The following is a 15,613-nucleotide window of genomic DNA, read 5'->3' as shown; positions in this document are numbered from 1 at the left end:
TTCATTGATTATAAAAATCCCTTTATTTTTAAAGAAAAATACACTTGTTTTGCGTTAAGTTGTATGTGTTTTTGTACTTTCTATTATTATATAAATATTATGAAAACTATTGACTTATAAGGCTTTAAACATTATTATGTATAGCAGATTACTAAGAATTAACGAAGCTGACTAGATAACTAGAGGCCTCAATAAACTTGAATATTTCCAAGTCCGTATTGTGGGAACAGCACGTAGTTGGAACAGGAGTTTATTGAGGCTTATTTACTAAAACTATACATAAGTCTCTTTTTTAACTAGGCGTTATAAAAGAATTAAGATGTCTTCATATACTTAGTAGCCGTATCATTTAGATGTATTCCAAGACAATGATTAGAGTCATTAAATAATTAGTTTTACAAATAGTAATATATTTTTTAAAAACATAGTTGACCAGTAAGAATAATAAAGTTTATTATAGAACTAATATTTAGAACGGTTAGAAAATAAAAGTTAATCTTGGGAGGACATCATGGGAAAAGTATATATTGTTGGCGCAGGCCCGGGAGACGTAGATTTAATAACGGTAAAAGGACTTAAGTGTATTCAACAAGCGGATGTTATTTTATACGACCGACTTGTGAATAAGGAATTGCTTGAATATGCCAAACCAAACGCAGAATTAGTTTTCGTTGGTAAATTACCAAAATTACATGGTGTTATTCAAGAAAGAATTCATCATTTACTGGTGCATTATGCAAACGAAGGGAAAATTGTCACTCGACTTAAAGGGGGAGATCCTTTTGTATTTGGTCGAGGGGGAGAAGAAGCAGAAGTACTTGCTAATGCAAACATACCTTTCGAAGTTGTTCCGGGTATATCATCAGGTATAGCTGCTCCTGCATATGCAGGAATTCCAGTGACACATCGTGATTTAGGTTCAAGTTTTGCCATAGTGACAGGGCATATGCGAGAAGGAAAAGATGACTCGATTAACTGGAAAGGCTTAGCAGAATCTGTTGACACTCTCGCTATTTATATGGGGGTTGGAAATTTACAATATGTAACCGAACAACTAATGAAATATAAACGTAATCCACAAACACCGATTGCGCTAATTCATTGGGGAACAACAGCACAGCAAAAAACAATTGTCGGTACTTTGGAAACGATAGTAGAAATAGCAAAAAATGAAGAAATTAAAAATCCAAGTATGATTATTGTTGGGGATGTTGTGAATATGCGAGAAAAGATTGCTTGGTTCGAACAAACCCAAGTTCAACAAAGTTTACTTCAGGAAGTTCCTGTTTGAGAAGGTAGGTAGAAATGATGAAAGCTGTTCTATTTGTTGCCCATGGTACTCGTGTAAAAGCAGGTATTGATGAAGCAATTCAATTTATTGAGACGGTTAAGCCATTCATTCAAGTTGATATTCAAGAACTATGCTTCCTTGAATTAGCTGAGCCTTCAATTATAGATGGAATTGCTACATGTGTTGCAAAAGGCGCAACGAACATATCAGTTATCCCAATTTTATTACTATCTGCTAATCATGCAAAACAAGATATACCATTAGAAATTCATAAGGCACAAGAACTTTATCCATCTGTTTCGATTTCGTTAGGTAGACCATTCGGCATTCATGAAAAACTAATAAATAGTTTAAATGATAGAGTAATAGCGAAAAACACAACGCGTGAAAAAGATGTTGATATTTTGTTAATTGGTCGAGGTAGCAGTGACAAACAAGTACAAACCGATCTTCAAAGTATTGCAAACCTTCTAAAGCAAAAATTTCAATTTTCCAATGTTGATACATGTTTCTTATATGGTAATGGGCCGTCATTTGAAGATGCTTTACAGCAAATAAATGAGCGTAAAAGGAAAGTATTTATTGTTCCATATCTTTTATTTACGGGTTTATTAAAAATTGGAATTCGGAAAAAAATTGAAAAGCTTGGGCTTTCAGAAGAGCAAATTGTGTTATGTGATTGTTTAGGCTATGACCACAACGTTCGTGAAGTGTTGGTTGAACGAGTAAACGAAGCATTAGTTTCTTAAAGGAGTGTTTAAATATGGATAAAGATAAGAAACAAGAGAATTTTGAAAAAGCAATAGAAAGCTTAAAGCAAATGATTAGTACGATGAATTATGGATCAATTACACTCATAGTCCAGGATAATCGCATTGTTCAAATCGAAAAAAATGAAAAAATTCGCTTAAAATAATTTACCAAAGAGGTGTACCAAGTGAAGTTAGAAGTCAACAATAGCCCTTTTAATGAAGAACAAGTAACAAAACTGAATGAAGTATTAGCTAGTTTAACATCCCAACAAAAAATTTGGTTAACTGGTTATTTAAGTGCAACTGCAGCACTTGAAGCAATTCAAGTTCCAGTTCAAACAGGTCAAAATGTTAGTGCTCCTGTAGCATTACCTGTTCAAGAAGCAACAAAGCCAAAAAATATTACAATCTTATTTGCTTCACAAACAGGAACAGCACAAGGGCTAGCTAAAAAATATGGTGAACAACTAAAAGAATTAGGTTTCGAAGTAAATGTCTCTTCAATGAGTGATTATAAAACGAATAACCTGAAAAAACTTGACCATCTTCTTGTAATCGCAAGTACGCATGGTGAAGGGGAGCCACCTGATAATGCAATTAGCTTCCATAGCTTCTTACAAGGAAAACGTGCTCCGAAACTAAATCATGTTAAATTTGCTGTATTGTCTTTAGGCGATAGCTCTTACGAATTCTTCTGTCAAACAGGTAAAGATTTTGATGTTTTCCTAGAAAAACTTGGCGCTGAACGTATTGTAGATCGCGTTGATTGTGACCTAGATTTCGATGAACCAGCATCAAAGTGGTTTGAATCAGTAAAAGAAAAGTTACAACAAGGTGCAGTAGTTCAATCTTTATCTGAAAAAGAAGCTGCTTCTACTGTATTATCAGTTCCAACAACTGAATACTCACGTAAAAATCCTTTCCATGCTGAAATTTTGGAAAAAATCAACCTAAATGGGCAAGGATCAAATAAAGAAACAATTCATTTAGAGCTTTCTCTAGAAGAGTCAGGCTTAACATACGAACCAGGTGATAGTTTAGCAATTATCCCGACAAATAATGAAAAGCTTGTTTCAGCTTTAATTACATCATTAGGTTTTGATCCACAAAAACAAGTAAAGGTTGGAGATGAAACAGTTACACTTGAATCTGCTTTAATCAACTTACTTGAAATTACAGTTCTATCAAAACCAGTTTTAGAAAAAATCGCACAATATACTTCAAACGAAGAATTCCAGCAGTTATTAAGCGATCGTGAAAAATTCAAAGAATATTCTTATGGTCGTGATTTAATTGATGTAGTTGAAACATTTGGTCCATTCAATTGGGATGCACAACAATTTGTGGATACATTACGAAAAATCCCTGCTCGTCAATATTCTATCTCTAGTAGCCAAACTGCCTACCCAGATGAAGTACATCTAACAATCGGTGCGGTACGTTATGAAGTGGATGGTCGTGAACGTTTAGGCGTATGCTCTACTCAAGTAGCGGACCAATTAGAAGTTGGCGACAAAGTTCGTGTGTATGTTCAACATAGTCCGAATTTCAAATTACCATCTGATGAAACACCAATTATTATGATTGGCCCTGGTACAGGAATTGCACCATTCCGTTCGTTTATTCAAGAGCGTGAAGAGCGTGGGGCAGAAGGTAAATCGTGGTTATTCTTTGGAGATCAACATTTTGTAACAGATTTCCTTTACCAAACGGAATTACAAAGTTGGGTAAAAGATGGTGTGTTAACAAAATTAAATGTTGCATTCTCACGAGATCAAGAAGAAAAAGTATACGTTCAACACAAAATGCTTGCACATGCTAAGGAACTTTATAGTTGGTTACAAGAAGGCGCAGTAGTATATGTATGTGGCGATAAAGACCACATGGCGAAAGATGTTCATGAAACATTAATTAACATTATTGCTGAGCAAGGTAATCAAACAAAAGAACAAGCAGAAGAGTATTTAGCAAACTTACAAAAAGAGAAACGTTATCAACGAGACGTATACTAAGGGGGAAGTAAACATGGTAAAGAAAATTGTATTACCACCTCAAGAAGGTAAACCTAGTGATGTGGAAGAAATAAAAGCTGCTAGTAATTACTTACGCGGTACATTAGCAGAATCAATGGAAGAAGAACTAAGTGCTGGAATTTCCGATTGGGATAACCGTTTAATGAAGTTCCACGGTAGTTATTTACAAGACGACCGTGACCAACGTCAAGAGCGCGAACGTAAAAAATTAGAACCTGCTTATCAATTTATGGTACGTGTTCGTATGCCTGGTGGAGTAGCAAATCCGAAACAATGGCTAAAACTTGATGAATTATCTGATAAATATGGTAACGGTACATTTAAAATTACGACTCGTCAAACAATTCAGTTCCATGGCATTTTAAAATGGAATATGAAAAAACATATGCAAGAATTAAATAGTGTATTATTTGATACAATAGCAGCTTGTGGTGACGTAAACCGTAACGTAATGTGTAACGCAAATCCATTCCAATCAACTTTACACAAAGAAGTTTTTGAATTATCTTCAAAAATTAGTGAACATTTATTACCACGAACAAATGCATATTATGAAATTTGGTTAGATAAAGAAAAAGTGGTGGATACACAAGAAGAGCAAGAACCAATTTACGGTGAATTATATTTACCTCGTAAGTTTAAAATCGGTATTGCAATTCCACCTGCAAACGATGTAGACGTATTCTCTCAAGATATCGGTTTAATCGCTGTTTTAGAAGATGATAAATTAGTTGGATTTAACGTGGCAATCGGTGGCGGTATGGGTATGACTCATGGAGATACTGCGACTTACCCACAATTATCTCGCGTAATTGGATATACGCCAAAAGAAAACATTGTTGATGTATGTGAGAAAATTATGACAGTACAACGTGACTACGGTAATCGTTCTGTTCGTAAAAACGCTCGCTTCAAATATACAGTAGACCGTTTAGGATTAGACAATGTGAAAAAAGAAATCGAAAAACGTTTAGGCTATGAATTTGAAGAGGCTAAACCATATGAATTCAAACACACTGGAGATCGCTATGGTTGGATCAAAGGTGATGATGGAAAATACCATTTCACATTATTTATTCAAAATGGTCGTGTAGCTGATTTTGAAAATTATCCATTAAAAACAGCGTTACGTGAAATTGCCCAAATCCATAAAGGTGAATTCCGTTTTACAGGTAACCAAAATGTTGTAATTGCAAACGTTGGAGCACGTGGGAAAAAAGCAATTGAAGAGATTATTGAAAAGTATCAGCTAACAGACAGCGCTAATTACTCTGCGTTACGCAGAAACTCAATCGCTTGTGTTGCATTACCAACTTGTGGTTTAGCAATGGCTGAATCAGAAAGATATTTACCATCTTTAATCGAAAAAATCGAAACTTTATTAGATGAAAATGGTTTACGTGAACAAGATATTACAATTCGTATGTCTGGTTGTCCAAATGGATGTTCACGTGCAGCTATGGGTGAGATTGGCTTTATCGGTAAAGGTCCAGGTAAATACAATATGTATCTTGGTGCTAGTCATGCTGGATACCGTCTAAATAAAATTTATAAAGAAAATATTGGTGAAGAAGAAATTTTAGCTTCATTAAAACCAATTTTCGAACATTACGCTAAAGAACGTTTAGATGGCGAATATTTCGGTGATTTTGTTATCCGCGCTGGTTACGTAGAAGCTGTAACAGACGGCCGCAATTATCATAATAAAGTAAATGTATAAGTATTTTAAGAGGTTGCATTCGTTGCAACCTCTTTTCGTGTGTAAATGGTGGTGTCGCTCAATTGCTAAAGGCTGATGAATACGAAAATGGCGAGGAAATTAGAGCGAAATGGTATTCATATGGCTGATGAATACGAAAAAGGTGAATGGAATAGGTAAAAATTGTCTTCATCACGCAAATAACATAAAAATTTCATGGTCAATAGAATCTTCACTACCATGTCTAATTAAAAAAACCGGGCATATGATATGTTAGCCCGGTTGATATTTATAAAGATCCAGCACTCATACCAGCGATGCGTCCGGTAACAAGCGCGCTTGTGATATTATAGCCACCTGTGTAACCATGAATATCGAGAATTTCACCACAGAAGTACAAGCCGTATTTCATTTTTGAGGCCATCGTCTTCGGTTCAATTTCTTTAACGGACACGCCACCACCTGTCACAAAGGCTTTTTCTAAAGGTAGTGTTCCGTGTACTTCCATTTCAAAACTCACTAATTCACGCGCAAATGAACGTATTTTTTCTTGAGAAAGTTCAGCAGCGATTTGTGATGGATTAATATTTGCACGTTCCATTAAAAATAATAGCCAACGTTCCGGCGCAATCCCTTTCCAAATATTTTTAACTGCTTTTTTTGGATCTTCTTTAATTAATTTGTTTAAATATTGGAGACATGTTTCTTCGTTAAACTCAGTTAACGTATGAATTCGAATTTTAACAGGTGCTCCTCCATTTTTCTTACGTTCTTTTACAATAAATTGACTACAACGTAAAATCGCTGGACCACTTAAACCGAAATGGGTAAACAGCATGTCCATTTGATGTGTAACGATTGATTTACCTTTTTTATTTAAAACTGAAACTGCAACATCACGTAAAGCCAAGCCTTGCAATTCACGGGATTCAATAAATGTTTCTTTTGATTTTACTGGTACTTCAGTTGGATAAAGCTCTGTAACTGTATGACCTGCTCGTTCTGCCCAAGGATAACCATCCCCAGTAGAACCTGTTTGAGGAACCGCTTTACCGCCAACTGCAACAATCACAGCCTTCGCTAGCAATTCCGTGCCATCATCAAGGCGCACACCTAATACCTTTTCATCGTCCATTAATAATTTTGCTACGGATGTTTGTAAACGTATTTCAACATGTAGTCTTTTTAATTCTTTTACTAATGCATCAACAACATCTTGCGCGCGGTTTGATACTGGAAACATACGTCCGTGATCTTCTTCTTTTAATTTCACACCGAGTCCTTCAAAAAACTCGATGATATTTTCGTTGTTGTACACTGTAAAAGGACTGTATAAAAATCGACCATTTCCTGGGATATGTTTAATAATTTCATCTACAGATAATCGATTTGTGACATTACAACGACCGCCACCAGAAATAGCTAATTTTTTGCCTAGTTTATTACTTTTTTCTATTAGTAACACTTTTTTCTTTTGTTCAGCAGCAGCAATTGCAGCCATTAAACCAGAGGGACCTCCACCTATTACGATAACGTCAAACATATTTAATCTCACTTTCTTTATCAATCATTTCATAAAATGTTTCTATGTACACCATATTATACATAAATATGAAGAAACTATTTGAGTAAATTGTCTTTCAGAGGTAAACTAACATGTAGATTGTTTTTCGAACTTGATGTTAGTAAACGGCGTCGACTATATAAGTCGGCTATTATTTTCTTTAAATACATAAATTATCTCTACATTTTCATAAAGATTGGAATGTTTATATGTCTTCATTGATGAAAGGAACTGCGATATTAACAATCGGATTGTTTCTCTCTAAAGTATTAGGTTTAATTTATCTTTTCCCGTTTTATTCAATTGTAGGGAAAGAGAATATTGGATTATACCAATATGCTTATATTCCATACAATATTATGCTTTCAGTGGCAATTTCGGGGTTGCCATTAGCAGTATCGAAGTTTGTATCGAAGTATAATTCCCTTGGTGATTACGAAGCTGGACGACGATTATTTAAATCCGGTGTGTTAGTAATGATTGTTACTGGATTTATTGCCTTTTTGATATTAAATTTAATGGCTACACCAATTGCAAGCGTTGTTATTAATGATAAAGAACAAATTTATAATGTAGAACAAATTGCATCGGTGATTCGTTGGGTAAGTTTTGCATTATTAGTTGTACCATTTATGAGTTTAGTCAGAGGATTTTTCCAAGGGCATGATCATTACATGCCAACGTCTGTATCACAATTAGTCGAACAAATTGTTCGTATTATTGTGTTACTTGGTGGATCCTTTATTGTTGTTGTGTTATTTAAAGGAACTCCAGGAACTGCGATTAAATTTGCAGTATTTGCTGCATTTGTAGGTGCCCTTGGTGGATTAGTAGTTCTTTATTATTATTGGAGAAAGCTAAAACCAGAATTTAATCAATTGTTAGCTACCTCCGTATCAACTGGAGAATTATCAACTAAAAATATTTACAAAGAAATTTTACAATATTCGATACCAATTGTTTTTGTAGGACTTTCAAACCCACTATTCCAATTAGTGGACATGCTAACTTTTAATCGAGCAATGAATGAAATCGGTTTAGCAAAAGTGACGGATACGTATTTATCGATGTTAAATTTATTAACTCATAAAATCGTTATAATACCGGTTATGTTAGCGACAGGTTTTTCAATGGCGTTAATCCCAACGATTACAAAATATTATACACTGGGTGACTTTAATGGTCTTAAAGGTGCAATGAATAAAACATATCAAGTGTTATTATTCATTACGATACCAGCTAGTATTGGGATTATGATTTTAGCTCCCGATGTTTACCATGTGTTATACGAAAAAGATGATATGGGTGCGCTTGTATTAGCTCACTATGCACCAGCAGCAATCCTATTTGCGTTATTTTCTGTAACGGCTGCAATTTTACAAGGAATCGATTATCAAAAATGGATTATCTTTAGTTTACTGACAGGTTTATTAGTGAAACTTATGCTAAATGAACCGCTTATTAAATTATTTGAAGTTGATGGAGCGATTTTAGCTACGGTTATTGGTTATATTGTGACGATTGTGATTAATATCCTTGTTATTCATAAAGTCCTTCAATATCGTTCGAAATTAGTATTCAGAAGAGTTATTTTAATTTGTATTTTAACAATTGTCATGGCAATTTCAGTCATCCTGGTTAATAAAGGACTATACCTAATTGCAGAACCAACAAGTAAGTTGTTAGCGCTCGTTTATTTATTAATCTGTATTGGGGTAGGTGCAGGAATTTATGGCTACGCGTCTTTCCGATTAGGACTAGCACAAAAACTATTAGGTGAGCGTATTTCAAAAATTGCCGGGAAGTTTGGGTTTAAGTAGGGGGTTTAAGGTTGCGTTTAGATAAATTATTAGCAAACATGGGATTTGGTTCTCGAAAAGAAGTAAAACAATTATTGAAGCAAAAAGCAGTAACAATAGATGGTGAAGTAGTAAAGGATGCAAGCATACACGTTAATCCTGAAGTACAACAAGTAAGTGTATATGGGGAAGTTGTTCAATACACTGAATTTATATATTTAATGATGAATAAACCTCCTGGCGTGATTTCTGCTACGGAAGACAATTATGATCAAACAGTAATTGATTTATTAGATCCGCTAGCACAACATTTTAAACCATTTCCTGTTGGGCGATTAGATAAAGATACTGAAGGGTTATTGTTAATTACAAACGATGGTCAACTAGCACATAATCTTCTATCTCCTAAAAAGCATGTACCTAAGACTTATTATGCATTAATAGATGGGGAAGTTACTGTAGAGGATATAGAAGCATTTAAACTCGGTGTAGAATTAGATGATGGCTATGTTACAAAACCAGGAGAACTTGTCATTTTAAAATCAGGAAGCACATCAGAAATTGAGCTTACTATTCAAGAGGGTAAATTCCATCAAGTGAAGCGGATGTTTGAATCCGTTGGCAAGAAAGTAACCTATTTAAAGAGATTATCAATGGGTAGCTTAGTACTTGATGAGAATTTAGAACTTGGTGAATATCGTGAATTAACAGAAGAGGAATTAGCTTCTTTACAACAAAACAATAAGAAAAAAGAATGACCCCGACGAAAGGTCATTCTTTTTTTATATACGAAATTAATTCGAAAAGTCTAAGATGTCAATTTAACTTTTTTCTTCGTCGTTGTCCATTTACCTCGACTTGGACTTTCAACCAAGTCGTTAAAGGCTAACACATTCAAATCTCTTTGAATGGTGCGAGGAGTGATGTTGAACTCTTCGACTAAATCCTGTGTAGACACTGTTCCCTTATCCAGGATAAACATGTACACGTCTTTAATACGATTAAGCATTCTGTCAGTAGTTGGTTTCATAAATGAACCACTCCTTCGATCTTAATTCTCATGGCAAAGACTAGCGGACGACTACATATAGAGGTGTTCTCAAAAGCTGATTAAATTGTTGCCTCGGACATCCCCTTTATTATAAAGTTTGTGTCAAAATAATTACCTTGACAACGCAATTATATCAATAAACTATTAACTTTTCCATAATTCTCAGTCAATTAATATAATTTTTACATTGAAATTTAGTTTTAAATAATTTGTAAAAATTCTGAAAATTTTATAGGTAGTCGTGCCATCTATATTTATTTTATGAAAGAAATTAACCGAATATAACTTATTTCTTTGTACTTTTATAAAGAAAGAGTAAAATAATCGTATTAATTAGTGAGGTGGTTCTTAATGGATTGGTTAAAGTTAGCACAATCTAGAAAAGAAGAGTTAATTGGTGAGTTACAACAATTAATACAAATTGAGAGTGTGCTAGATGAAGCAAATGCGACAAGTGATGCACCATTTGGCCAAGGTCCATTGCAAGCATTACAATTTATGCTAAATAAAGGTGAAGAACAAGGATTTACTACTAAAAATGTAGATAACTTTGCAGGACATATAGAAATGGGACAAGGAGAAGATTTAGTCGGAATCTTATGTCATGTCGATGTAGTACCAGCAGGCGATTCTTGGAATTATCCGCCATTTAAAGGTGAAATTGCGGATGGCAAACTATATGGCCGTGGGGCAATCGATGATAAAGGTCCAACAATGGCAGCCTGGCTTGCAATGAAAATGATAAAAGATGCAGGTATTCCATTAAATAAACGAGTTCGCATAATTATTGGAACTGATGAAGAAAGTGGTTTCCGATGTGTGAACCATTATTTTAGTAAAGAAGAAATGCCAACTATCGGATTTGCTCCTGATGCTGATTTTCCACTTATCAATGCTGAAAAAGGAATTGCATTATTAGACTTTACCTTAAAAGAGACGTTAAGTGATGAACAATTAATTGCTTTCCAATCAGGTCAACGTTCAAATATGGTGCCTGACTTTGCAAAGGCAATTGTTCAAAATGTACAGGATGATATTATGGGAGATTTCCAGGAATTTATAAATAAAAATCACATCCAAGGTACAATAAATCAAGAAAATGATAAATATATTGTAACAGTTCAAGGAAAATCTGCTCATGCTATGGAGCCGGAAAAGGGTCTTAATGCAGCGGTTCTTTTAGCAAAATTCCTAAAGCCTTATTTATTAACTAAAGCAAGTAAACAATTTGTTTCATTTATTGTGGAAGCATTCGATAGCGACCATTATGGAACGAAAATATCATTAAATCATTCAGATGAAATGTCTGGCAAGACAACATTAAATCCTGGAGTTATTTTATTCCACCGTGAAAAAGGTGCAAGAATTCAAGTTAGTATGCGCTATTCGGTTTCATATCCATTTGAAGAAAAAATTACAGAGGCTACTAAACGAACATCTTCTTATGGTTTTAGTCTTGATGTTGTATCAAACTCAGCACCACATTATGTTCCTGAAGAAGACAACCTCGTTCAAACGTTGTTGTCAGTATATAGAAAATATACAAACGACCATTCAAAACCATTATCAACTGGTGGAGGAACGTACGCGCGGGTAATGAAGAAAGGGGTAGCTTTTGGCATGCTATTCCCAGGAGAACCGGATGTTGCCCACCAAGCTGACGAATTTGTTGTCATTGATAACTTAATAAAAGCTGCAGCAATATATGCTGAGGCAATCGTTGAGTTGGCAAAGTAAATATGAATGGGGAGTGCTAGAATGGGATATTCTTTATGGAATGATAAAATTGTTAAAGATGAAGAAATTGTAATTGATAAAGAGGATCGCGGTTATCAATTTGGTGATGGAGTTTATGAAGTAATAAAAGTGTATAACGGGGAAATGTTTACTGCAAAGGAACATATTGATCGTTTTTATAAAAGTGCAGAAAAAATTCGTATAACAGTACCTTATACGAAAGATAAATTACACATGTTGCTACATCAATTGGTGGAAGAGAATGAATTAAATACGGGGAATCTATATTTTCAAATTACAAGAGGAACAGCCTCTCGAAATCACCATTTTCCTGGAGATACAGTTTTACCTGTGCTAACTGGTAATGTGAAAGAATCACCTAGACCTTTAGAAAATAAAGAAAAAGGTGTAAAAGCAACCTTTGTGGAAGATATTCGATGGTTACGCTGTGATATCAAATCGTTAAATTTACTAGGCGCTGTCCTAGCAAAACAAGAAGCCCATGAAAAAGGTTGTTATGAAGCGATCTTGCATCGTGGAGATATTATTACAGAAGGCTCGTCTACGAATGTATTTGGTATTAAAAACGGCATATTATATACACATCCAACCAACAACTTGATTCTCGATGGAATTACGCGTCGAGTAGTTTTAACTTGTGCGAAAGAAGTGAATCTTCCAGTTAAAGAGTCAGCATTTACAAAATCTGAAATTTTACAAATGGATGAAGTGTTTGTATCATCTACAACGTCTGAAATTACTCCAGTGACTGAAATTGATGGTACAAAAATTAATAATGGTGTAATTGGTGAATGGACACGTAAACTGCAGGCACAATTTGAAACAAAAATTCCTAGTAATTTTCAAGTAACTGACATAAAATAATTTGAAATAGTGGATTAGCTAATTGGCTATCCACTATTTTTTTTTACCTTCCTCATGTAAAATTAAAGTAACTGTAGTAGATAGGAGTGTTTTATATGGCTCAATTAGTAAAACTTCAAGATTATATTTCGAGATACGAAACGGCCTTAACGAGATATCCAACTCAATTTGTCCGATTGAAACAAAACCAGTGGGATAGAGTCAAAACACAATGGTTGTCTGGAGAAGAACTTCCTAATTGGGAACATATAGAGACTGATGAGGAAAACGAAGAGCCAAAAGAGCGTTTTACATTTTTTAAAAAGATATTTAGAAGAAATGAAACAGAAGAAAATATAGAGGAAGTCAATGTTGAAAATGAGTTAGTTGATAACGATGAGATTATTCCTGAAGATGAAACAACTACCTTATTTTTTGAGCCAAAAATTGTGTATCATCCTCAAACGCTAGAAGAATTAAAAGTGATGTTTCTAGATCAATTTTTCCATTTTCAATTAAAGTGGGCTAGTTCGACTTTACGAGAAAAATCCTATGTAGATCCTAAGTTTCTACGAGATACGTTGTTAAGAAATATACTTCAACAATTGCCAGATAGTTATTTAATTTTCTATTATCCAATTATTAAAGTCAAAAAAGCACCAGTTGAGTTGGATGTTATCATTTTAACACCAACAGAATGTATTTGTATTACAGTGGTGGAAAACGATAACATGGCTGTTTATGTTGGAAATAGCGAACGATTTTGGACAGAAAAAGTAGGGAAAGTAGATAAAAAAATACTCAACCCACTCATCCAATTAAATCGAATGGAATCCGTTATTTCGCAAATTTTCACGAATCAAGGAGTAGACTTACCAATTCGAAAAGTATTGCTTTCAAGAAACGGTTATTTTGATTATCCTGGTTCTCTTTATAATGTTCAATTTATTGATAAAAGAGAATTCCCAAAATGGTTAATGCAATTGAAGCGCTCAATCTCTCCAATGAAACGAATGCAAATGCAAGCAGCACAATCAATATTAAACCATGTTCAAACCACCTCCTTTAATCGTGATATATGGAATGTTGAAAATCTTAAGGAGTAGAGATGATGCTACATTTTATTATCAATGAATTTGCGGGGAATGGAAAAGGGAAGAAAATTTGGGAACAATTTAGGAAAGAACTGAATATCTCTTATACTTTCCATTTAACACAATATAAAGAACATGCAAAAGAGATTGCACAACAACTAGGTGAAACAGCATTGTCAAATGGGGAAAAATTACTCATTATTGTTGTAGGTGGAGATGGTACCATTCATGAAGTGCTAAATGGGGTAAAGGGTTTTCGAAATGTTTTCGTTGGAAATATTGCAGCAGGTTCAGGCAATGATTTTTCTCGTGGCTATTTTTCATTTCACAATGCCAAAGAAATTGAACAATTAATCTTAAAAAAAGAGTGTACATATGAACAAATGGATAGTGGTCTTTTAAAAATAAATACTACTACTCAGAAGAGTTTTATCAATAATGCAGGTATTGGCTTCGATGCCTTTGTTGCGAATCTAGCAAACCAATCTAAGCTTAAAAAAAGATTGAATTCAATTGGCTTAGGAAAATTGAGTTATGTTTATTTTTTAGTGTATGGATTATTTAAATTTAAGATATTTGATTTAACAGTTTGCATAGACGGTGTTGAGAGATCCTATAAAAATGTATGGTTTGTTACACTGAGCAATCAACCTTATTTTGGGGGAGGTATGAAAATATCCCCAAAATCTAAACCAAATGATGGAATACTAGAACTAACACTAGTACATAATCTTCCGAGAATAAAGTTATTATTATTATTCGTAATGGTATTTTTCGGAGCACATACTCGTTTAAAGGCAGTCGTACAAACGAGTGCTGAAAATGTAAAAATCAGTGTTAAAGAACAGATTCTTTGTCACACTGACGGAGAAATTATCAAACCATTAACTAAGGAATCGACTATAGAATTTGATATTCAGCCAAAAAGTTGGAATTTGGTGAATGAAAAGTAGCGATATTATGGAATTAGTAGATAATTAAGTTATAATATAAGAAATTTAATGGGCATGAACGTTAGGATATAAGTTCAACTCATATAAAACGAACAGCAAAGAAAAGAGGAACATGTAAGTGAGATTAAGAAACAAACCTTGGGCAGAAGAGTTTATCAATAGTCACCCAGAAATTATTATTCCAAACCCAGAAAACTTTAAAGGAAACTGGCGTGAAGTTTTTGGAAATGATAACCCACTACATATTGAAGTAGGAACAGGTAAAGGTCAATTTGTAACTGGAATGGCTTTGGCGAATCCAGATATTAATTATATTGGCATAGAATTATATGATAGTGTCATCGTAAGTGCACTTGAGAAGGTAATAGATGCAAACACTCCTCCGAATTTACGTTTGTTAAAAGTAAATGGAGCTGATTTAGATAAATACTTTACAAAAAATGATGTTAGTCGTGTTTATTTGAATTTTTCAGATCCTTGGCCAAAAAAACGCCATGCAAAACGCAGATTAACTCATGAAGGATTTTTAAAATTGTATGAATCAATTTTAATTGATAATGGGGAAATTCACTTTAAAACGGACAACCGTGGTTTATTTGAATATTCTCTAATTAGTATGTCAGAGTATGGTATGTTATTAAAATTTGTTTCTCTAGATTTACACGCAGATGAGCCAGAAGATAACATTATGACGGAATACGAAGAGAAGTTTTCCGCAAAGGGTCAGCCAATCTACAGATTAGAATCTCAGTTTATTTCGAAAAAGTAGTATATTC

14 protein-coding genes are annotated in these 15,613 nt (G+C 34.1%); 12 read left to right on the top strand and 2 right to left on the bottom strand.

Annotated elements, in window-relative coordinates:
* Window positions 1–511 precede the first annotated feature (511 nt).
* From cobA to cysI, 5 genes are read left to right on the top strand one after another with little or no spacing between them, the layout of a single operon-like run.
* Entirely contained in the window at window positions 512–1,291 is a 780-nt protein-coding gene (gene cobA, locus NKR20_RS12835; RefSeq protein ID WP_253426993.1) for a uroporphyrinogen-III C-methyltransferase, read from the top strand.
* A 14-nt stretch (window positions 1,292–1,305) separates the two neighbouring features.
* On the top strand, window positions 1,306–2,040 hold the full coding sequence (locus NKR20_RS12830; RefSeq protein WP_253426992.1) for a sirohydrochlorin chelatase: 735 nt from the start codon (window positions 1,306–1,308) through the stop codon (window positions 2,038–2,040).
* A 14-nt stretch (window positions 2,041–2,054) separates the two neighbouring features.
* The gene (locus NKR20_RS12825) at window positions 2,055–2,207 is read left to right on the top strand and encodes a YezD family protein (protein ID WP_121212646.1); all 153 of its coding nucleotides are present in this window, start codon (window positions 2,055–2,057) and stop codon (window positions 2,205–2,207) included.
* 21 nt (window positions 2,208–2,228) lie between these two features.
* Window positions 2,229–4,055, top strand: coding sequence for an assimilatory sulfite reductase (NADPH) flavoprotein subunit (locus NKR20_RS12820; RefSeq protein ID WP_253426991.1), 1,827 nt, complete (start codon window positions 2,229–2,231; stop codon window positions 4,053–4,055).
* Between the two features lie 13 nt (window positions 4,056–4,068).
* Window positions 4,069–5,796, top strand: a complete 1,728-nt coding sequence (gene cysI / locus NKR20_RS12815; RefSeq protein ID WP_121212648.1) for an assimilatory sulfite reductase (NADPH) hemoprotein subunit — start codon at window positions 4,069–4,071, stop codon at window positions 5,794–5,796.
* Between the two features lie 268 nt (window positions 5,797–6,064).
* Here cysI and NKR20_RS12810 read toward each other — a convergent pair whose 3' ends face one another.
* Window positions 6,065–7,318: a BaiN/RdsA family NAD(P)/FAD-dependent oxidoreductase gene (locus NKR20_RS12810; RefSeq protein ID WP_253428135.1), complete on the bottom strand. Its 1,254-nt coding sequence runs from the start codon at window positions 7,316–7,318 to the stop codon at window positions 6,065–6,067.
* Between the two features lie 230 nt (window positions 7,319–7,548).
* Between NKR20_RS12810 and NKR20_RS12805 the strand changes: the two genes are divergently transcribed.
* Together NKR20_RS12805 and NKR20_RS12800 are read left to right on the top strand one after the other, a co-directional pair.
* The gene (locus NKR20_RS12805; RefSeq protein WP_253426990.1) at window positions 7,549–9,159 is read left to right on the top strand and encodes a putative polysaccharide biosynthesis protein; all 1,611 of its coding nucleotides are present in this window, start codon (window positions 7,549–7,551) and stop codon (window positions 9,157–9,159) included.
* Between the two features lie 11 nt (window positions 9,160–9,170).
* On the top strand, window positions 9,171–9,896 hold the full coding sequence (locus tag NKR20_RS12800) for a pseudouridine synthase (protein ID WP_253426989.1): 726 nt from the start codon (window positions 9,171–9,173) through the stop codon (window positions 9,894–9,896).
* 50 nt (window positions 9,897–9,946) lie between these two features.
* Here the strand turns inward: NKR20_RS12800 and NKR20_RS12795 are convergent, their stop codons facing one another.
* Window positions 9,947–10,168, bottom strand: coding sequence for a DeoR family transcriptional regulator (locus NKR20_RS12795; RefSeq protein ID WP_121212652.1), 222 nt, complete (start codon window positions 10,166–10,168; stop codon window positions 9,947–9,949).
* 372 nt (window positions 10,169–10,540) lie between these two features.
* On the opposite strand from NKR20_RS12795, the gene pepV reads away from it, so the two are divergent.
* From pepV to trmB, 5 genes are all read left to right on the top strand, one after another.
* Complete coding sequence (gene pepV, locus NKR20_RS12790; RefSeq protein ID WP_253426988.1) at window positions 10,541–11,926, top strand: dipeptidase PepV; 1,386 nt, start codon at window positions 10,541–10,543, stop codon at window positions 11,924–11,926.
* 21 nt (window positions 11,927–11,947) lie between these two features.
* Window positions 11,948–12,811 carry a D-amino-acid transaminase gene (dat, locus tag NKR20_RS12785; RefSeq protein ID WP_253426987.1) on the top strand — a complete coding sequence of 288 codons (864 nt, stop codon included), beginning with the start codon at window positions 11,948–11,950 and terminating at the stop codon, window positions 12,809–12,811.
* A gap of 95 nt (window positions 12,812–12,906) precedes the next feature.
* Complete coding sequence (locus tag NKR20_RS12780; protein WP_121212655.1) at window positions 12,907–13,896, top strand: nuclease-related domain-containing protein; 990 nt, start codon at window positions 12,907–12,909, stop codon at window positions 13,894–13,896.
* A 5-nt stretch (window positions 13,897–13,901) separates the two neighbouring features.
* On the top strand, window positions 13,902–14,837 hold the full coding sequence (locus NKR20_RS12775) for a diacylglycerol/lipid kinase family protein (RefSeq protein ID WP_253426986.1): 936 nt from the start codon (window positions 13,902–13,904) through the stop codon (window positions 14,835–14,837).
* A gap of 118 nt (window positions 14,838–14,955) precedes the next feature.
* Window positions 14,956–15,606, top strand: coding sequence for a tRNA (guanosine(46)-N7)-methyltransferase TrmB (trmB, locus tag NKR20_RS12770; protein ID WP_121212657.1), 651 nt, complete (start codon window positions 14,956–14,958; stop codon window positions 15,604–15,606).
* Window positions 15,607–15,613: the final 7 nt, after the last annotated feature.

The organism is Ureibacillus endophyticus, from assembly GCF_024159215.1.
GTDB lineage: Bacteria > Bacillota > Bacilli > Bacillales_A > Planococcaceae > Ureibacillus > Ureibacillus endophyticus.
Note: the sequence above shows the minus strand (reverse complement) of the source record. Positions and strands in the feature narration are given on the sequence as shown.

Bases quoted from the DNA above. Each gene is read 5' to 3' on its own strand.
- cobA (WP_253426993.1), top strand. From the start codon at position 512: ATGGGAAAAGTATATATTGTTGGCGCAGGCCCGGGAGACGTAGATTTA.
- NKR20_RS12805 (WP_253426990.1), top strand. From the start codon at position 7,549: ATGTCTTCATTGATGAAAGGAACTGCGATATTAACAATCGGATTGTTT.
- NKR20_RS12780 (WP_121212655.1), top strand. From the start codon at position 12,907: ATGGCTCAATTAGTAAAACTTCAAGATTATATTTCGAGATACGAAACG.
- dat (WP_253426987.1), top strand. From the start codon at position 11,948: ATGGGATATTCTTTATGGAATGATAAAATTGTTAAAGATGAAGAAATT.
- cysI (WP_121212648.1), top strand. From the start codon at position 4,069: ATGGTAAAGAAAATTGTATTACCACCTCAAGAAGGTAAACCTAGTGAT.
- NKR20_RS12830 (WP_253426992.1), top strand. From the start codon at position 1,306: ATGATGAAAGCTGTTCTATTTGTTGCCCATGGTACTCGTGTAAAAGCA.
- NKR20_RS12775 (WP_253426986.1), top strand. From the start codon at position 13,902: ATGCTACATTTTATTATCAATGAATTTGCGGGGAATGGAAAAGGGAAG.
- NKR20_RS12810 (WP_253428135.1), bottom strand. From the start codon at position 7,318: ATGTTTGACGTTATCGTAATAGGTGGAGGTCCCTCTGGTTTAATGGCT.
- NKR20_RS12825 (WP_121212646.1), top strand. From the start codon at position 2,055: ATGGATAAAGATAAGAAACAAGAGAATTTTGAAAAAGCAATAGAAAGC.
- NKR20_RS12795 (WP_121212652.1), bottom strand. From the start codon at position 10,168: ATGAAACCAACTACTGACAGAATGCTTAATCGTATTAAAGACGTGTAC.
- pepV (WP_253426988.1), top strand. From the start codon at position 10,541: ATGGATTGGTTAAAGTTAGCACAATCTAGAAAAGAAGAGTTAATTGGT.